Consider the following 18,158-nt stretch of genomic DNA (forward strand, 5'->3'; position numbering starts at 1 on the left):
CCGGCCGTTTTCGGTCGTGAACTTACCTGAGAAAGCGCGGCTCGCGTCTCGCTAAAAAGCGAACTGCATCGCATCTTCGCGCGGCGCGAATTTTATTTTCCAGCGTGAGCCGATTGTCGCGTAACCGACACGAAGCGCCGGTTTCCCGCCATTCTCGGCCGCCGCCGGGTTTGCCCGGCGCGACTCGGATACCATTACCGCGTGCCAGCGCTGGCAACTGCGGCGAGTCAATGCCGGGTTGTGACGCAGATCATTCAAGGCGATCGGCCTGGCGCGGCACGGATGCTTTTTTCGCGTATGCGAAGCCGGAGTTTATGCGGCATCGGGGCGGCGTCGTTGAGTCATCAATATCAATGCCTTGCGCGGTTTCATACCGCCGCGTAGCCTCGCTTACGTTGGCTGAACGTGTTTTCTGGGGATCGTATGACCATCCGTGTATTCATCGTGGACGACCATGCTCTGGTGCGAACCGGCATGCGCATGATCCTGTCGGCGGAGACGGATATCGAGGTACTCGGCGATGTCGAGAGCGGCGAAGAGGCCTTGCCGCAGATCCGCAAGCTCAAGCCCGACGTGGTGCTGTGCGATCTGCACCTGCCCGGCGTCAGCGGTCTGGAAGTCACCGAACGCATCGTCAAGGGCGATCACGGCACCCGGGTGATCATCGTCTCGGTGCTCGAGGACGGGCCGATGCCCAAGCGCCTGCTCGAAGCCGGCGCATCGGGCTATGTCGGCAAGGGCGGCGACGCCAGCGAACTGCTGCGCGCGATCCGCGACGTGGCCCGCGGCAAGCGTTATCTGGCCAGCAACATCGCCCAGAACCTGGCCTTGTCCAACCTCGACGGCGGCGCGTCGCCGTTCGACGAATTGTCGCCGCGCGAACTGGAAATCGCCTTGCTGCTGGTGCAGGGCTTCCGTCAGGAAGAGATCGCCAAGCGCCTGAGTTTGAGCGCGAAGACCGTCAACACCCACAAGACGCGATTGTTCGAGAAACTCGCGATCAACGACAGCATCGCGCTGGCGCGCCTGGCGACGCAGTACGGACTGGCGGATCCGGCGCATTCGCTTTAAGAGGTTTTCGCGCGGGTTTGTCGGGGGGGGCTTGTCGGGGGCTTGTCGGATTTGCGGTCGTCTGCGCTAGCGGTTGCGCTATGCGCTGGCGTCGGCTGCGTGTGGTTGCGCCGTAGTTGTGGGTTGCGCGGTCGCGGCTTGCGCCGCTCCTACAGTCGGACCCGATCAGACGTAGCCACCCGAAGCCGCCCTATAGGAGCTGCGTAAGCTGCGACCGCGAAGCCGCATGAGCCGGCGCGCGCATGCAGCAGGCGAATCGTCACGATCTGCACGGGTGGTTGCGCTATGCGCTGATGATCGCGCCAGCGTCGGCTGCGTGTGCTTGTGTCGCGGCCATGGGTTGCGCGGTCGCGGCTTGCGCCGCTCCTACAGTCGGACCCGATCAGACGTAGCCACCCGAAGCCCCCCCTGTAGGAGCTGCGTAAGCTGCGACCGCGGAACCGCATGAGCCGGCGCGCGCATGCAGCAGTCGAATCGTCACGATCTGCACGGGTGGTTGCGCTGTGCGCTGGCGATCACGCCAGCGTCGGCTGCGTGTGCTTGCGTCGCGGCCGGGGGGGGGGGCGCGGTCGCGGCTTGCGCCGCTCCTACAGTCGGGCCCGATCAGACGTAGCCACCCGAAGCCCCCTGTAGGAGCTGCGTAAGCTGCGACCGTGAAGCCGCATGAGCCGGCGCGCGCATGCAGCAGTCGAATCGTCACGATCTGCACGGGTGGTTGCGCTATGCGCTGGCGATCACGCCAGCATCGGCTGCGTGTGCTTGCGTCGCGGCCGGGGGGTGCGCGGTCGCGGCTTGCGCCGCTCCTACAGTCGGACCCGATCAGAGGTTGTCACCGGTAGCCCCTGTAGGAGCTGCGCAAGCTGCGACTGCGTGATCGCAAATGCCGACGCAAGCATGCCGCGGCAGTTCGATCTTCGCGATGCGCGCAGTCGTCGCCGCGCTGGCCCCAAAAGAAAACCGGCCGCTCTCGCGGCCGGTTTTCTGTTTACTGCGTTCGATCCGCGAACGTCGCGATCAGGCGCGACGCTCGTGGTGGTCGTCCGGGCCGGCACCGCTCGAATCGTCTTCGGCGCTTTGCTCGCCTTCGACCGCGGCCTGGGCCGCATCGGCCTGCGCCGGTTCGGCCGGGTGGGGCAGGGTGTCGAACAGGCCGCCGGTGCGCGGGGTCAGCGGCGAGGCCGGTTCGACCGACTCCACGCTCGCGGCCGCGGTATCGATCGGGCCGGCCGGTTCGACCGGCGCGACGACCGGCGCGACCGCCGCGGGAGCGGCGGTGACGACTTCGTTCGCGATGATCGGCTGCGGCGCGACCACGGGCTCGGCGACGTGCGCCGCCGACGCTTCGACGGCGTTCGCCGCCGCGCGGGCCGGTTCGGCCGACACCGGTTCGACGGCGACCGGTGCAACCGCCACCGGAGCCACCGCCACGGGTTCGACCACGACCGCTTCGACCACCGTCGGCTCGATCGCCGCGGGCGGCGCGATACGGGTCGGTTCGACCACTTCGGGCTCGACCACCACCGATGCCGGCTCGTCGTTATCGACGGGCTGCACCGGCGCCGCGGTATGCGCCGCGACGGCCTGCCCGGTCACCACGATCACTTCAGGCTTGGCCTGCTCGATCGATTCGACCGACTCGACCGCGGCCTGGGCCGGCGTGGCTTGCGTTACCGGTTCGGCGGATGCCGGCGTGGCGTACGAGGTCGCAGGCTTGGCGAACGCGGACTGCGGCGCCACGAACGAAGTCGACGGCGCGGTGAACACGCTGGCCGGCTTGCTGTCGGCCGGTTCGGCCTCGACACGCTCGACTTCGGCCTGCGCCTTGGCCGGTGCGGGCTTGGTGTCCGCATGCGTGGCGTGGTCGAAGTTCTCGAACGAGGGCTTGGGCTGGTTGCGGGCTTCGCTCGGGTTCGACGGCGCGAACACGCTGCTCGCGGCGGTGCTCGCCGTGGCGGCGACCACCGCGGCCGCGGCGGCCGGGGTGGCGGCCGGTGCAGGCTGCGCGCCGGACTCGTCGTCGAAATCGAACTCGGGCTGCGAACGGTTCGCGGCCGCGGGCGCCGAACCCGGCTCGCCGGAGTTGTCGTCTTCGTCGTCGAAACCGTTCTCGTCCTGGTTCTGGCCTTCGCCTTCGCCCGCGGCGCCGGCTTCGCCGTTGCCACGACGACGACGGCGACCGCCGCGACGGCCGCGACGGCGGCGTCCGCTGCCTTCGCCGGTATCGCCCGCGGCCGTGCCGGCATCGCCGTCATGGGCTTCGGCTTGCGCGTTCTCGGCCACGACGGCTTCGGCGGCGGCGGTGTCGGGCTTGATCGCGCTGTCGTCGCTCACCACCGGCGGCGCGACCGGCGCACCGGTGCTGGCCGAGGCGGCGGCGATCGCGGTCGGCACCACCGCGGCGGCGACGGCGTCGCTCGCGGCGACGTCCTGACGCGGCGGACGCGGCTCGCGCGGCGGACGCGGGGTCTGGCCGTTGTTGCCGCCGTTGGCCTGCTGCGCGGCGCGTTCCTCGCGATCGGGCTTGTTCTGCGGCTGCGGCTTGGGCTGCTGGGCCTGCTTGGGCTGCTGCGGTTGCGGCTGCTTCTGCTTGGGCTGCTGCGCCTGCGCGGCGGCGGGGACCTGCACCTGCGCGTTGCCCTGCTGCGGCTTGTCGCGGCGCGAGTCCTGACGGGCCTCGTCACGACGCGGCTCGTCGCGGCGCGCGCCATCGCGGCCGCCCTTGCCGTTGCGGTTCTCGCCGCGGCGCTGACCGTTGCGGTCGCCGCGATCGTTGCGTGCGCCACGGCCTTCGCTGTTGCGCGCGGCCGGTTCGGGCTGGGCCACGGCCGGCTGCGGGGTGCCGCGGAAGATGCGCAGGATGCGCTCGACCAAGCCGACCGAGTGGGTCGGCGCGGCGACCGGCGCGGGCGCCGGTGCGGCGACGGCAGCCACCGCCACGGCCGGCTCGCGGGGTTCGCGAAGCGGCGCGGGCTGGAGCGGTTTTACGTTGGTGACCGCCGGCGCGTCCGGAATGTTCAGATGCGCCTTGGTCAGCGCATGTACCGGCAGCTTGCGCTGGGTGCCGCGCTGGTAGCTGGGCTTGGTGGTTTCTTCGCCGATCTCGTTCTCGCGCACCCGGGTGACTTCGTAGTGCGGGGTTTCGAGCTGATCGTCGGCGACGATCACGATCGGCGAATCGTGGCGCAGCTCGATCTCGGTCAGCGCGCGGCGCTTTTCGTTGAGCAGGAAGTTGGCGATCTCGACCGGGGCCTGCACCAGCACCTGTCCGGTGTTTTCCTTCATCGCGTGCTCTTCGGCCACGCGCAGGATCGACAACGACAGCGATTCGACGCTGCGCATGCGGCCGTGGCCGTCGCAGCGCGGGCACACCAGCTGGCTGGATTCGCCCAGCGACGGGCGCAGGCGCTGGCGGCTGAGTTCGAGCAGGCCGAAGCGCGAGATGCGGCCGATCTGCACGCGCGCGCGGTCCTGCTTGAGCGCGTTCTGCAGCTTGTTTTCGACTTCGCGCTGGTGGCGGTTGGACGACATGTCGATGAAGTCGATCACCACCAGGCCGCCCAGGTCGCGCAGGCGCATCTGGCGGGCCACTTCCTCGGCCGCTTCCAGGTTGGTGTTGAACGCGGTTTCCTCGATGTCGCCGCCCTTGGTGGCGCGCGCCGAGTTGACGTCGATCGCGGTCAGCGCTTCGGTCTGGTCGATGACCAGGGCGCCGCCGGAGGGCAGGCGCACGGTGCGCTCGTACGCGTTCTCGATCTGCGATTCGATCTGGAAGCGGTTGAACAGCGGGGTTTCGTCGGCGTACTTCTTCAGCTTGCGCAGGTTGTGCGGCATCACCTGCTCGACGAACTCGCGCGCTTCGGCGTACATCTCGTCGGTGTCGACCAGGATCTCGCCGATGTCCGGGCGCATGTAGTCGCGCAGGGCGCGGATGATCAGGCGCGACTCCTGGTACAGCAGGAACGGCGCGGGCTTCTTCAGCGCCTCGTCGGTGACCGCCTTCCAGATGCTCAGCAGGTAGTCGAGGTCCCACTGCAGTTCTTCCGCGTCGCGGCCGACGCCGGCGGTGCGGATGATCACGCCCATGTCGTCGGGGATGGTCAGCTTGTCCATCGCCTCTTTGAGCGCGGCGCGGTCGTCGCCTTCGATCCGGCGCGAGACGCCGCCGGCGGTCGGCGAGTTGGGCATCAGCACCATGTAGCGGCCGGCCAGCGAGATGAAGCTGGTCAGGGCGGCGCCCTTGTTGCCGCGTTCTTCCTTGTCGACCTGGACCACGATCTCCTGGCCTTCGCGCAGGACCTCGCGCAGGCCGGCCTTGTTATGGTCGACGCCGGGCTGGAAGTAGTCGCGGGAGATTTCCTTCAGCGGCAGGAAGCCGTGACGGTCGGCGCCGTAATCGACGAAGGCCGCTTCCAGGGAAGGCTCGAGCCGGGTGATGCGGCCCTTGTAGATGTTGGACTTCTTTTGTTCCTTGGAGGGCTGTTCGATATCGATGTCGTACAGGTTCTGCCCGTCGACGATGGCGACGCGCAGTTCTTCTGCCTGCGTCGCGTTGATCAGCATGCGCTTCATTGTTGCGTTCCTCGCGCGCTCTACCGCGCGGAACGCCATGGCGTTTCGCTATCTGGGAACTGAGGCCACGCCGTCGCGATCGTCGGCCGCATCGGATGCGGGCCGCCCGCGCGCCGGCGAGCCTCCACTACCAGCGCTACATCACCACGGCACGCCGCGGGAGCGCTTCTTACCTATGCAAAAACTATCGGGGCCGGCGACGCGAACGTCGCTCGGGGCGGGCGGCGGCAGCTTCGAGCCGGCTCTTCTTTGAGAGGCCTTGGCGCCGCACGGTTGTTCATCGCGATGGTTTGACCCATCGGGCGAAGGCCGGTTCCGCCGGTCCGTCGCTGCTAACATGGCTACCCCGTGGGCAGTGGTTAGACGCGGACCGGAATCGCGGGAGGGGCTTTCGGCCCCGTGCCGGGCCGCACGCTGTTGAGGCGGACGACTGGCACAACTCCCAGCGAAATCAAAACCTTATCTCGCGTCGCGAGTGTAACAGATAACGCTTCGGGATGACCCAGTCAGCAAACTCCACTAATGCCGGTGCCCGCACCGTGCGCGTGCCCGAAGACCGCGATGGCCAGCGGCTCGACAACTTCCTGTTGGGCCAACTCAAAGGTGCGCCCAGATCCTTGATCTACAAGCTGGTGCGCTCCGGTCAGGTGCGCGTGAACGGGGGCCGGGCCAAGGCCGAGCGCAAGCTCGAGGCCGGCGACGAAGTGCGGATCCCGCCGGTTCGTCTCAACGAGGCCGGAGAAAAGCCGACCCCGCCCAAGGGGTTCATGGACGCCCTGGACGCCGCGATCGTGTTCGAGGACGCGCGTCTGCTCGCCCTGAACAAGCCGTCCGGGGTCGCCAGCCATGGCGGCAGCGGGATCAGTTTCGGCGCGATCGAGACCCTGCGCGCCTCGCGTCCGGGCCACACCCTGGAACTGGTGCACCGGCTCGACCGCGACACCTCCGGGCTGCTGATCGTGGCCAAGAAGCGTTCGGCCCTGACCGAGATGCAGGCGCTGATGCGCGAGGACGGCGGCATCGCCAAGCGCTACCTGGCGCTGGTGACCGGCCGCATGCCCGAAGGGGTGATGAGCGTCGACGCGCCGCTGCATATCGGCCTGCGCCAGGGCGGCGAGCGCCACGTCCAGGTCCATCGCGAGGGCAAGCCGTCGCTGAGCCATTTCAAGACCCTGGAACGGCGCGGCGGGCAGTCCTATTGCGAGGTGCGGATCGAGACCGGCCGCACCCACCAGATCCGCGTGCATGCCCAGCACATCGGCCATCCGGTCGCCGGCGACGACAAGTACGGCGAGGCCGAGGTCAACAAGAAGCTGCGCGATCAGTTCGGCCTGCGCCGCCTGTTCCTGCACGCCTCGACCCTGGAGTTCGCGCTCGACGGCGGACGCGAGCCTTATCTGCTCAATGCGCCGCTGGCGCCGGAGCTGGTCGAGGTGCTGGATCGGCTGGGGTGAGCGGCCATGCCGCGGCCGCTATCTGATCGAAAAGCGGTGACGCGAATGGCTTTGGCCATCGACGAAAATTTCCAGCAGATACTCGCCCTGAGGCAGCGTCGGCGCTTGTGACAGCACGAATTCGCTGCTCTGGCGCGACTCGGACGCCGGCAGGTCGCGGCTGTGTTCCTGGACGGTGCGGGTCGCGGCGCCGTTGCCGATGCGTTTCCAACTCGCCAGCACCCGGGTCGGAGCGAACGCGTATTGGGAGACGATCGCTTCGATGCGATCGCCGGCAGCGAAGACGTGCGGCGCGGCGTCTTCGCCGGCCTGCGGCATCGCCGCCTGGCCGGCCTCGATCGGCTTGCGCAAATCGACGCTGAGCGCGCAGTACGCGGGCGGCTGCGCCGGCTCGATGAAATCGAACGGCAGGCGGACCATCGAGGGAATCGCGACGCCGTTGTAGATCTCCGGATTGAACAAGGTCAGTTCGCCCGCTTCGACCGCGGCGCGATCGAGCTCGCGATGGCGGCTACTTTTTTCGACCAGGGCCTTGGTCACGCGGCCGTTTTCGTCGACCTTGAGCACCAGGGTCGTGCTGCCGTTTTTACCGGCGCAGGCGGCATCGCGCGGAAACTGCGGGGTGAACTTCTGGCGCAGGGTCGGATCGCGCTGCGGCTTGCTCGGGTCCCGCGGCGGCCGGGGCGTGGGCGCGACCCAGTTCGGTTCGTCCGGCGGAGGCGGCGGAGGCGGTATGACCGAAGGGTCGCTGGCGACCGCGTTGGTGGCCAAAGTTAAGTACAGGGCGAGCAAGCCGGCAACCGCGCCTTTCGATCGTCGCGCCTTAGCCGGCAGCATTGATGCGGACCCGGCCGTGGTCACGGCTTCTGACATCGCCTGTTCCGCTTGCAGATTCCCTTGCACGGTAGTACGTCCCTGATGGTTTGGATGGGGCGTGAGCACACGCGCGCAAGACCGCCGCGTGGCTGATGTCATCGTGACTGAGTGTCGCGCTTGTAGCCCTCTCAGAGCCGCCCGCAATGCGCCGGCCGGTCGGCCGGCGGATGGAAGGTCACCGGCACCTGGATATCGGTGGCGACCGGCTTGCCGTTGCGGGTGGCCGCTTCGAAGCGCCAGCGCTGCACGCCCTTGACCGCGGCATCGTCCAGCGCCTGGGTCTTGCTGCTGGTCAGCACCGTGGCCTTGGTCGGCTTGCCTTCCGGGCCGACGGTGAGTTGCAGCACGACCTTGCCGCCGATCTGGTCGCAGCCGATCTCGACCGGGTACTCCGGCGGCGGGGTATCGACCGCGCGCAGCGGGGTCGACGGAATGATCGGCTGGTCGGCGTCGCGCGGGCCGCAGCCGGCGGCGAGCGCGGCGAGCAGCCCGCTGGCGAGCAGCGCGCCCAGGCGGGGGGAACCGACAAAACGATGGCGAGCACGCATGGTCATGGCGATCAACCTGTCAGAGCGTCGGCCTTCGCCGCGCAGATGAAGTCGTTTTCGCTCAGTCCGCCGACGTCGTGGGTCGAGTAACGCACCACGCAGCGGTCGTAATGGACGCCCAGATCGGGATGATGATCCTCGCGGTTGGCCATGAAGGCCAGCGCGTTCACGAACGCCATGGTCCGATAGTAATCGTCGAAGCGGAAGGTTTTGGTGAGGGCGTGGCCGTCCTCGGCCAGCTCCCAGCCGGGGACTTCCGGCAGCAGTTCGCGCACGCGCGCTTCGCTGAGCCGGTGCTCGCTGCCGCGGCGGGCGATGCAACGGGCCTGCGAAAGGGGGATCAGATCGTTCATGCGATGACTCCTGGCGGCCTGCAGCGGGCGCGGCGGCGTTGCGTTTGCGCCGGCGCGGCTCCATATGAACGGAATCGTATCGCCGACGGTCGTAGGATGCAGGCACGGCTACGCGCCGCACTGACCCCGCTAGAATAGCCCGATGATCAATATTTCCGAATCCGCGCAAACGCACTTCCGCAAACTGATCGAGCGCGAGGCCCTGCCGGGGCTGGGCGTGCGGCTGTCGGCGGTGCATGCCGGGACTCCGCGCGCCGACGTGCGCCTGGAGTTCGCCGAACCGGCCGATCTGGTCGGCGACGAATGGGCGATCGATTGCGAAGGCTTCACCCTGTGGCTGCACGCCGACAGCGTGAAGTACCTCGACGGCGCGCAGATCGATTACGAAAACAAGGCCACCGGCGGCCAGCTGCAGATCCGCGCGCCCAAGATCAAGGGCGAAGCGCCGGCCGATTCGGCCTCGCTGGTCGAACGCGTGCGCTGGGTGGTCGAGCACGAGGTCAATCCGCAGCTCGCCCAGCACCGCGGCAACGTGTCGGTGCAGGAAGTGACCGCCGACGGCGTGGTCGTGCTGCGCTTCGGCGGCGGCTGCCAGGGCTGCGGCATGGCCGACGTGACCCTCAAGCAGGGGATCGAGACCACCTTGATGACCAAGGTGCCGGGCGTGACCGCGGTGCGCGACGCGACCGACCACGAAACCGGCGACGCGCCGTACATTCCCCGCGACAGCGCGGCCTGACGCCCGGGCGGCGCAGAGCCCATGCCCACCGCCGCATCGCTCATCGAGGCCCTGCAACGCCGGTTGCGGCTGTCGCTGCGCCGCGAGTCGCCCGCGCCCGGTGAGTTTCCGCCGGGCTGGCAGCATTGGTTCGACTCGCTGAGCGAACGCGGCGGCGCGGTGGTCGGCGCGACCTCCGAGGCGATGATCGCCACCCTCGCGCAGCGGCCGCTGGCGTCGCCGCCGCGGCGCGCGGCCAACCTCAATCGCTGGCAGGCCTTCGCCACCTTGTGGCGCCAGCAATGGCACCCGCCGGAACGCGAGGACCGTCGCCTGCGCTGGGTGGCCGCCACGTTTTCGGTGCTGTGGCATATCTTCGTCGCCGGCGCGCTGATCTGGCTGATGTACCTGCAGTTCTTCGCCACCCGTCCGCCGCCGCAGGGCGAGGACGTCACCATGATCGAATTCATCGGCGACGGCACGCCCAAGGACCCCGGCGGCGGCGCGCAGCAGCCGTCGGATCAGCCGCGGACCGAACCGACGCCGCCGCAGCCGCCCGCCACGCCGGCGCCGCCGCAAGCCGCGCAACCGCCGCAGGTCGCGATCAGCGCGCCGCCCCCGCCGGAACTGCAGGCGAGCGTGCCCGAGGTACCGCAACGCGACGTGCCCGAGCCGCAACTGCCGCCGCCGACGGTCGAACAGCCGGTGATGGTCAGCAAGGACGTGCCCGATTCGCCGCAGATCTTCGTGCTGCCGCCCACGCGCAAGCGCCTGGACGATACGCCGCGGGTGCCGCAGCTCGAGATCGCGACCCGGCCGGTGCCGACCCAGGACGTGCCGACGCCGGTGCAGCCCTTGTCGCGCGAACTGCCGCAACCGCAGATCGCCGCGCCGACGGTGAACGCGCAGCCGCGCGAGGTCGCGGTGCGCGAGGTGCCCGCGCCGTTGCCGCAATTGCAGATGCGCGAACTGCCGACGCAGCCGATCGCGGCGCCGCAAGTGCGCGCGACGACCCCGCAGGTGCGCATCGCCGAGATTCCGGCGCCCTCGGTTTCGGCCACGCCGGCACCGGCCAGCTCGCCTTCGCCCGCGACGACGGCGCCGGCGAATGCGACGTCCACGGCGCCGGCGCCCAATGCCGCCGCGGCGAGTTCCAGCACCGCGACGGCGACACCCAGCGCCACGCCCAGTGCCAGCTCCAGCGCCGCGCCCTCGCGCACGCCGGCCGCGACCGCCGGCGCCGGACCGAAACCCACGCCTGCGCCGGGCACTTGGTCGAACCTGAAGACCGACGACGATTGGGGCGGCTCCAACCGCAACCGTCCGGGCGCGCAACGCGGCGACACGCCGGGCCTGTACAACAGCGACGGCAGTCCGCGCATCGCCAACACGCCGGGCTCGGCTTCGCCGGGCAAGCCGCCTGGCACGATCACCGCCGAGATCAAGGACCTCGACCGCGCCGGCACCTGGCTGCGGCGCAAGCCCACCGACTACGAACCGACCGCGCTCGACAAATACTGGCGGCCGAACGAAACCCTGCTGGCCGAGTGGGTGCGGCGCAGCGTGCAGACGGTGATGATTCCGATCCCCGGCACCAGCAAGCGCATCCAGTGCTCGGTGGTGTTGCTGATGGCCGGCGGCGGCTGCGGCATCGACGATCCCAACCTCAACGACCAGCCGGCCGAAGCGCGTCCGCCGCCGGATATCCCGTTCAAGCCGCACCTGCAGGAAAACAACGGCAGCGTGAGGCCGCCGCCGGGTGGGTGAGGGGTGAGGGCGTCACCCGGAGGGCGATGCATGGAGTCCCGGGTATGCAGGTATCGCCTTACTTGCATGTCGCTCACTTGTCGATTGAACCGCTTTTGCTCGTCATTCCCGCGAAGGCGGGAATCCAGTGGCTTTAGCGTGGGGCATGCGGGCGGCGTCGTTTCTGTTGTTGCGCCAAAGTCGCTGAATGTTCGGCTCCGCCGAAGTAAAGCTGAGCCCGCGTTCGCGGGAATGACGGTAGGAATGGGGCGCAGTCACTGGCCGATTCGATGGCGAGGTATCGGTTGAAGCTTCGACCTGCGGGTTGAATGGCTTTTGCTCGTCATTCCCGCGAAGGCGGGAGTCCAGTGGCTTTAGCGCGGGTCACGCAGGTCACGTCGTTTCCGTTGCCCCGTCAAAGTCACTGGATGTTCGGCTCCGCCGAAGTAAAGCTGAGCCCGCCTACGCGGGAATGAAGGTAGGAGAGGACGCAGCAAGTGAAAAAAGCTGTGGTGATGCGCGGCCACAGGCACTTAGTCCACCTATCGATCAAGCCGCTTTTGCTCGTCATTCCCGCGAAGGCGGGAATCCAGTGGCTTTAGCGTGGGTCACGCAGGGCACGTCGTTTCCGTTGCCCCGTCAAAGGCACTGGATGTTCGGCTCCGCCGAAATAAAGCTGAGCCCGCGTTCGCGGGAATGACGGTAGGGGAGGGGAGCGTCACACGTGAAAAATGCTGTGGCGACTGGGCCAAATGATGCGTCCCGCTTCTTGGTTGCGGCATCCGATAACCGCACAAACAAAAACGGCCCGCAATGCGGGCCGTTTTCAGCAGCGCGATCCAAACGCGCGATCCAGCCGCGCGCCCGATCCGCCGATCGATCAATGCACGCCGTGCAGATCGCGCAGCTTGTCGTTCTGCAGCGAGCCGAAATACGCGGTCACGTCGGCGATCTGCTGGTCGGTCAGATCCTTGGCCTGCAACGACATCAGCGCGTGCGCGCGGTCGCCGTCGCGGTACATCTGCAGCGAGTGCGCCAGATAGTCGTGGTACTGGCCGGCCAGTCGCGGCGTCACCGGATCGATCGGCAGCTTGCTGTCGCTGTTGGTGCCGTGGCATTCCACGCAGGCCTGATTGGTCGGCGGGCGCTTGGTGTTGGCGAATTTCTCGCCCGCGGCGATGTTGCCGGCCGGCAGGCCCGAGGACGACTTGGTGTGGCCTTCGTTGCGGTCGGCCGAGGAATGGCCGGCGGGCACTTCGCCGCTGGAGCAGGCGGCCAGGGCCAGGGCGAGCGAGGCGATGGCGAGGCCGCGCTTGAAGAAGCTGGGATTCGTCATGAGGCGGCTCACTTGGCGCTGGAAAGGAAGGCGGCGATGTCGGCGATGTCCTGGTCAGAGAAGCTCTGCGCCTGGGCCTGCATCGTGGGGTGCTTGCGCGTGCCCTTCTTGTATTCGGTCAGCGCGCTGACCAGGTACTCGGGCGACTGGCCGACGATCTTGGGAACGTGATAGTTCGGGTAGGCGTTCTTGTAACCGGTCACGCCGTGGCAGCCCTGACAGGTGTAGGTGAGCTGACGGCCGGTTTCGGCGTTGCCCTTGGGAGACGGCGCGGCGGCCGGGGCGGCGGCCGGAGCCGTCGGAGTGGGGGCCGGCGCCTTGGCGGCATCCTGGGGCTGAGCATGTGCGCTCAGGGCGGCCAGGGTCAGGGCAAAGCAGGCGGCGATCGTCAGCGGTCGCATCATGTCGTAGTCCGCAATCTCGAATGGCTAGCGAAAGGTGGTGGCTGGCTCTGCGGGGCCGGAGCCGCGCACAAGCCGCCGAGTATAGCTGGGCAGACGACTGCAACGAAGCCGTCCTTGACCGCATCCATACTTGGCGCCGATTCCGGAACGCTCCGGGCCCGGCGTGGATTTGCGCTGCACGGCACGGCGGCGCGCGCGACGGACATCGTCCGCGCGCACCGTGCCTCAGAATAAATCCATGGCTCCAGTCATCATGACCTTCGGCGGATGTTGGCTTTGGGGGCTGGTGATATACCTATATACAACACCGGCATACGACCGGAAACCGACGAAAAAACTTTAGTAGCTTGGGGTCGTCTCGAATGCGTCAACTCACCAACAACCGCAAGGGCGGTCCGGCAGTGCGCGGCACGGTGGCTATCGCCGCCCTGGCCTTGGCCTGCGTCATGGGACTGTCGGCCTGCAAGGGCGGAGCGGGCGCCGCCGAGGCGCAGGCCAAGGAGGCCAAGGACAAGGTGTCGGAAGCGGTGCCGGTCGAGGTCGCCGCGGCCAGCCGCCGCGCGATCGCGGCCAGTTATACCGGTACCGCGCCGCTGGAAGCGCGGGCCGAATCGCAGGTGGTCGCAAAGACCTCCGGCGTCGCCCTCGACGTGATGGTCGAGGAAGGCCAGTTCGTCAAGGCCGGGCAGGTGCTGGTGCGGCTGGACTCGGCCCGCGCCGAGCAGCAGGCCGCGCAGACCAACGCGACCATGCGCAAGCTCGAGGCCAACTACGCGCGTGCCCGGCAGATGGCCGAGCAGCGCCTGCTCAGCGCCAACGACGCCGACCAGTTGCGCTACGACCTGGAAAGCGCGCGCGCGGCCAACCGCATGGCGAGCCTGGAACTGTCCTACGCCAAGGTCGAAGCGCCGATTTCCGGCGTGGTCGCCTCGCGTTCGATCAAGACCGGCAACTTCGTGCAGATCAACTCGCCGATCATCCGCATCGTCGACACCTCGCTGCTCGAGGCCACCCTCAACGTCCCCGAGCGCGAATTGGCGACCTTGAAGGCCGGCCTGCCGGTGCAGATGCTGGTCGACGCGATGCCCGGCAAGACGTTTACCGGCAAGGTCGACCGGGTCGCTCCGGTGGTCGATTCGGGCAGCGGCACCTTCCGGGTGATCTGCAGCTTCGAAGGCGGCGGGGTGTTGCAGCCGGGCATGTTCGGCCGCCTGCGCATCGATTACGACAACCGCGCCGATGCGCTGGTGGTGCCGCGCGCGGCGCTGCTCGACGACGAAGGCGATCCGGCGGTGTTCGTGGTGCGCGGCAAGAAGGTCGCGCGCGTGCCGGTCAAGCTGGGTTACCTCGACGGCGCCTGGGCCGAGGTGCGCGACGGCATCAAGCTCGGCGACCAGGTGGTGGTGGCCGGCAAGACCGCGCTGCGCGAAGGCACCGAAGTGTTGCCGATCAACGCCGCCAAGCCCAAGGAAGTGGCCGCCGCCGCGAGCGCGACCGCTCCGCTGAAGCAGTAAACCGGCGATCACGCCCCCGACGCGGCCGCAAGCGGCCGCGTCCTTCGCACTACCTATTTGAACGTGGGGACTGACTGTGGCTCAGCTTCCGGACACGACGTCCTTTAACCTGGTGGAGTTTTCCACCCGTCGCCGCGTGACCGTGGCGATGGTGACCATCACCTTCCTGTTGTTCGGCGTGATCGCGCTCAACAGCCTGAAGGTCAATCTGCTGCCCGATCTGAGTTATCCGACCCTGACCGTGCGTACCGAGTACGCCGGCGCGGCGCCGACCGAGATCGAGACCTTGATCTCCGAACCGCTGGAAGAAGCGGTCGGCGTGGTCAAGGGCCTGCGCAAGCTCAAGTCGGTATCGCGCACCGGCCAGAGCGACGTGGTGCTCGAGTTCGCCTGGGGCACCGACATGGACCAGGCCAGCCTGGAGGTGCGCGACAAGATGGAGATCGTGCAGCTGCCGCTGGAAGCCAAGAAGCCGGTGCTGCTGCGCTTCAATCCCTCGACCGAGCCGATCCTGCGCATCGCGCTGTCGACCAAGGGCGGCGACAAGGCCAGCGACACCGAGGCGATCCGTCAGCTGACCGCGCTGCGCCGCTACGCCGACGACGATCTGAAGAAGAAACTCGAACCGGTCGAAGGTGTGGCCGCGGTCAAGGTCGGCGGCGGTCTGGAGGACGAAATCCAGGTCGACATCGATCAGCAGAAACTCGCCCAGCTCAATCTGCCGATCGACACCGTGATCCAGCGGCTCAAGGCCGAGAACATCAACGTCTCCGGCGGCCGCCTGGAAGAGGGCGCGCAGCGTTATCTGGTGCGCACGGTCAACGAATTCGCCAGCGTGCCGGAAATCCGCGAGATGCTGGTCACCACGCAGAAGGTCGGCGGCAACGCCGCGGCCGACGCGGCGGCGGAAATGGCGCGAGTGGCCGCGGCCTCGGGGTCGGCCGACGCGATGGCGGCGGCGGCTTCGGTGCAGAGCGCGAACTCGGGCGATCAAGCCACCGCGGCCGGCGGCAAGCCGGTGCGGTTGAAGGACATCGCCGAGATCCGCCAGGGTTACAAGGAACGCGAGGCGGTCATCCGCCTGGCCGGCGTGGAAGCGGTGGAACTGGCCATCTACAAGGAAGGCGACGCCAATACCGTGTCCACCGCCGATGCGATCCAGGCGCGGCTGGCGCAGATCAAGGCGCAGATTCCGCCGGACGTTGAACTGACCACGATCGACGACCAATCGCAGTTCATCCGTCACGCCATCGCCGACGTCAAGAAAGACGCGGTCATCGGAGCGTTCCTTGCGGTCCTGATCATCTTCCTGTTCCTGCGCGACGGCTGGAGCACGTTCGTGATCGGCCTGTCGCTGCCGGTGTCGATCATCGCCACGTTCTTCTTCATGGACCGTCTGGGCCTGAGCTTGAACGTGATGTCGCTGGGCGGCTTGGCGCTGGCCACCGGCCTGGTGGTGGACGATTCGATCGTGGTGCTGGAATCGATCGCCAAGGCGCGCGAGCGCGGCCTGGGCATTCTCGAGGCGGCCGTGGTCGGCACCCGCGAGGTCAGCATGGCGGTGGTCGCCTCGACCCTGACCACCATCGCGGTGTTCCTGCCGCTGGTGTTCGTCGAGGGCATCGCCGGTCAGCTGTTCCGCGATCAGGCGTTGACGGTGGCGTTGGCGATCGGCATTTCGCTGATCGTGTCGATGACCCTGATCCCGATGCTGAGCGCGTTGCGCGGCCGGCCGGCGCTGGGCTTCCAGGAAGAAGCGCCGCATCCGCGTTGGCAGCCGCGCAATCGGCTGTTGAAGATCGTGGCGTGGCCGCTGTATGCGATCGCCTCTGCGGTGCGTTGGACCTTCTTCGGCATCGCCTGGGTGGTGGTGCGCGCGTGGCGCGGCCTCGGCGCGGTGGTAGGCCCGGTCATGGGCAAGGCGAGCGATCTGGCGATGGCGCCGTACGAGCGCGCCGAACGCGGCTATCTGAAGCTGCTGCCGGCGGCGATGGGCCATCGCGCGCTGGTGCTCGGCCTGGCCGGCGCGGCGTTCGTGGCGACCCTGGCGGCGGTGCCGCTGCTGGGCGCCGACCTGATCCCGCAGCTGGCGCAGGACCGCTTCGACATGACGGTCAAGCTGCCGCCGGGCACGCCGCTGCGCGAGACCGACAAGCTGGTGCGCGAGATCCAGGAAAAGCACGCCAAGGATCCGGGCATCCACGCCTGGTTCGGCGTGAGCGGCAGCGGCACCCGGCTGGACGCCAATCCGACCGAGAGCGGCGAGAACATCGGCAAGATCACCGTGGTGATGGCCGACGGCGGCAGCAAGGAAGTCGAAGCGGCCGAAACCGAAAAGCTGCGCCAGACCATGCAGGCGCATCCCGGCGCCCAGGTCGACTTCGCCCGTCCGCAGCTTTTCAGTTTCTCCACGCCGCTGGAAATCGAGTTGCGCGGGCAGGACCTGGAAACCATCCAGCGCGCCGGCCAGAAGATGGCGGCGATGCTGCGCGCCAATCCGCATTTCGCCGACGTCAAATCCACCGTGGAGCAGGGCTTCCCCGAGATCCAGATCCGCTTCGACCAGGACCGCGCCGGCGCGCTCGGCCTGGCCACCCGCGACATCGCCGATATCGTGGTCAAGAAGGTGCGTGGCGACGTCGCCACCCGCTACAGCTTCCGCGATCGCAAGATCGACGTGCTGGTGCGCGCGCGCGAATCCGATCGCGCCTCGATCGAGAACATCCGCCGCCTGATCGTCAATCCCAACAGCAGCCGCCCGGTCACGCTGGAATCGGTGGCCGACGTGGTCGCCACCAGCGGCCCCAGCGAAATCCACCGCGCCGATCAGGTGCGCGTGGCGATCGTGTCGTCGAATCTGCGCGACATCGACCTGGGCGGCGCGGTCGCCGAGGTCGAGAAGATGGTGCGCGAGCAGCCGCTGAGCCCGGAGGTGCGCATGCACATCGGCGGTCAGGGCGAGGAACTGCAGCAGTCGATCAATTCGCTGTTGTTCGCGTTCGGGCTGGCGATCTTCCTGGTGTACCTGGTGATGGCCTCGCAGTTCGAATCGCTGCTGCATCCGTTCGTGATCCTGTTCACCATCCCACTGGCCCTGGTCGGCGCGGTGCTGGCGCTGCTGCTGACCCGTTCGGCGGTGTCGGTGGTGGTGTTCATCGGCCTGATCCTGCTGGTCGGCCTGGTGGTCAAGAACGCGATCATCCTGATCGACAAGGTCAACCAGTTGCGCGAGCACGGCACGCCCAAGCGCGAGGCCCTGATCGAGGGCGCGCGTTCGCGCCTGCGCCCGATCATCATGACCACGCTGTGCACCTTGTTCGGCTTCCTGCCGCTGGCGATCGCGACCGGCGAGGGCGCCGAAGTGCGCTCGCCGATGGCGATCACGGTGATCGGCGGCCTGCTGGTGTCGACGTTGCTGACCTTGGTGGTGATCCCGGTGGTCTACGATCTGCTCGACCGCCGCGGCGACGAGTACTACCGCAACCGCGTGCGCAAGGCCGAACGCGAGGCGCGCGTGGCCGCCGACAAGATCGGCCACGACAACGATCCGCTGGCGGAGACGCACTGAC

13 protein-coding genes are annotated in these 18,158 nt (G+C 68.0%); 6 read left to right on the top strand and 7 right to left on the bottom strand.

Annotated features, from left to right (window positions below; translation table 11 throughout):
* Positions 1-51 precede the first annotated feature (51 nt).
* Positions 52-258: a hypothetical protein gene (locus IEQ11_RS10340; RefSeq protein WP_148650331.1), complete on the bottom strand. Its 207-nt coding sequence runs from the start codon at positions 256-258 to the stop codon at positions 52-54.
* Between the two features lie 165 nt (positions 259-423).
* Here IEQ11_RS10340 and IEQ11_RS10345 point away from each other — a divergent pair, with 165 nt between their 5' ends.
* Positions 424-1,071: a response regulator gene (locus IEQ11_RS10345; RefSeq protein ID WP_036103199.1), complete on the top strand. Its 648-nt coding sequence runs from the start codon at positions 424-426 to the stop codon at positions 1,069-1,071.
* 1,014 nt (positions 1,072-2,085) lie between these two features.
* On the opposite strand, the gene IEQ11_RS10350 is transcribed toward IEQ11_RS10345, so the two are convergent.
* On the bottom strand, positions 2,086-5,640 hold the full coding sequence (locus IEQ11_RS10350) for a ribonuclease E/G (protein WP_191820986.1): 3,555 nt from the start codon (positions 5,638-5,640) through the stop codon (positions 2,086-2,088).
* 497 nt (positions 5,641-6,137) lie between these two features.
* Here IEQ11_RS10350 and IEQ11_RS10355 point away from each other — a divergent pair, with 497 nt between their 5' ends.
* Complete coding sequence (locus IEQ11_RS10355; protein WP_036103193.1) at positions 6,138-7,094, top strand: RluA family pseudouridine synthase; 957 nt, start codon at positions 6,138-6,140, stop codon at positions 7,092-7,094.
* An 18-nt stretch (positions 7,095-7,112) separates the two neighbouring features.
* Here IEQ11_RS10355 and IEQ11_RS10360 read toward each other — a convergent pair whose 3' ends face one another.
* The 3 genes from IEQ11_RS10360 to IEQ11_RS10370 all read right to left on the bottom strand — a co-directional run bounded on the left by IEQ11_RS10360 (position 7,113) and on the right by IEQ11_RS10370 (position 8,871).
* Positions 7,113-7,886 (bottom strand): energy transducer TonB, encoded by a 774-nt coding sequence (locus IEQ11_RS10360; protein WP_425494669.1) that lies wholly within the window; start codon positions 7,884-7,886, stop codon positions 7,113-7,115.
* Positions 7,887-8,098: 212 nt separating this feature from the next.
* A complete protein-coding gene (locus IEQ11_RS10365; RefSeq protein ID WP_228464451.1) occupies positions 8,099-8,524 on the bottom strand; it encodes an energy transducer TonB in 426 nt (141 codons plus the stop codon).
* Positions 8,525-8,529: 5 nt separating this feature from the next.
* On the bottom strand, positions 8,530-8,871 hold the full coding sequence (locus IEQ11_RS10370) for a 4a-hydroxytetrahydrobiopterin dehydratase (RefSeq protein ID WP_191820988.1): 342 nt from the start codon (positions 8,869-8,871) through the stop codon (positions 8,530-8,532).
* Between the two features lie 142 nt (positions 8,872-9,013).
* Here IEQ11_RS10370 and IEQ11_RS10375 point away from each other — a divergent pair, with 142 nt between their 5' ends.
* Complete coding sequence (locus IEQ11_RS10375) at positions 9,014-9,610, top strand: NfuA family Fe-S biogenesis protein (protein WP_046656418.1); 597 nt, start codon at positions 9,014-9,016, stop codon at positions 9,608-9,610.
* 21 nt (positions 9,611-9,631) lie between these two features.
* On the top strand, positions 9,632-11,356 hold the full coding sequence (locus tag IEQ11_RS10380; RefSeq protein ID WP_191820989.1) for a hypothetical protein: 1,725 nt from the start codon (positions 9,632-9,634) through the stop codon (positions 11,354-11,356).
* An 859-nt stretch (positions 11,357-12,215) separates the two neighbouring features.
* On the opposite strand, the gene IEQ11_RS10385 is transcribed toward IEQ11_RS10380, so the two are convergent.
* Positions 12,216-12,671 (bottom strand): c-type cytochrome, encoded by a 456-nt coding sequence (locus tag IEQ11_RS10385; protein WP_036103182.1) that lies wholly within the window; start codon positions 12,669-12,671, stop codon positions 12,216-12,218.
* An 8-nt stretch (positions 12,672-12,679) separates the two neighbouring features.
* On the bottom strand, positions 12,680-13,072 hold the full coding sequence (locus tag IEQ11_RS10390) for a c-type cytochrome (protein ID WP_036103715.1): 393 nt from the start codon (positions 13,070-13,072) through the stop codon (positions 12,680-12,682).
* A gap of 365 nt (positions 13,073-13,437) precedes the next feature.
* Here IEQ11_RS10390 and IEQ11_RS10395 point away from each other — a divergent pair, with 365 nt between their 5' ends.
* Positions 13,438-14,589, top strand: coding sequence for an efflux RND transporter periplasmic adaptor subunit (locus IEQ11_RS10395; RefSeq protein ID WP_046656420.1), 1,152 nt, complete (start codon positions 13,438-13,440; stop codon positions 14,587-14,589).
* A 76-nt stretch (positions 14,590-14,665) separates the two neighbouring features.
* Positions 14,666-18,157 carry an efflux RND transporter permease subunit gene (locus tag IEQ11_RS10400; protein ID WP_247024788.1) on the top strand — a complete coding sequence of 1,164 codons (3,492 nt, stop codon included), beginning with the start codon at positions 14,666-14,668 and terminating at the stop codon, positions 18,155-18,157.
* Position 18,158 lies beyond the last annotated feature (1 nt).

It is taken from the genome of Lysobacter capsici, from assembly GCF_014779555.2.
In the GTDB taxonomy this organism is placed as follows: domain Bacteria; phylum Pseudomonadota; class Gammaproteobacteria; order Xanthomonadales; family Xanthomonadaceae; genus Lysobacter; species Lysobacter capsici.

Bases quoted from the DNA above. Each gene is read 5' to 3' on its own strand.
- IEQ11_RS10345 (WP_036103199.1), top strand. From the start codon at position 424: ATGACCATCCGTGTATTCATCGTGGACGACCATGCTCTGGTGCGAACC.
- IEQ11_RS10350 (WP_191820986.1), bottom strand. From the start codon at position 5,640: ATGAAGCGCATGCTGATCAACGCGACGCAGGCAGAAGAACTGCGCGTC.
- IEQ11_RS10355 (WP_036103193.1), top strand. From the start codon at position 6,138: ATGACCCAGTCAGCAAACTCCACTAATGCCGGTGCCCGCACCGTGCGC.
- IEQ11_RS10365 (WP_228464451.1), bottom strand. From the start codon at position 8,524: ATGACCATGCGTGCTCGCCATCGTTTTGTCGGTTCCCCCCGCCTGGGC.
- IEQ11_RS10370 (WP_191820988.1), bottom strand. From the start codon at position 8,871: ATGAACGATCTGATCCCCCTTTCGCAGGCCCGTTGCATCGCCCGCCGC.
- IEQ11_RS10375 (WP_046656418.1), top strand. From the start codon at position 9,014: ATGATCAATATTTCCGAATCCGCGCAAACGCACTTCCGCAAACTGATC.
- IEQ11_RS10380 (WP_191820989.1), top strand. From the start codon at position 9,632: ATGCCCACCGCCGCATCGCTCATCGAGGCCCTGCAACGCCGGTTGCGG.
- IEQ11_RS10385 (WP_036103182.1), bottom strand. From the start codon at position 12,671: ATGACGAATCCCAGCTTCTTCAAGCGCGGCCTCGCCATCGCCTCGCTC.
- IEQ11_RS10390 (WP_036103715.1), bottom strand. From the start codon at position 13,072: ATGCGACCGCTGACGATCGCCGCCTGCTTTGCCCTGACCCTGGCCGCC.
- IEQ11_RS10395 (WP_046656420.1), top strand. From the start codon at position 13,438: ATGCGTCAACTCACCAACAACCGCAAGGGCGGTCCGGCAGTGCGCGGC.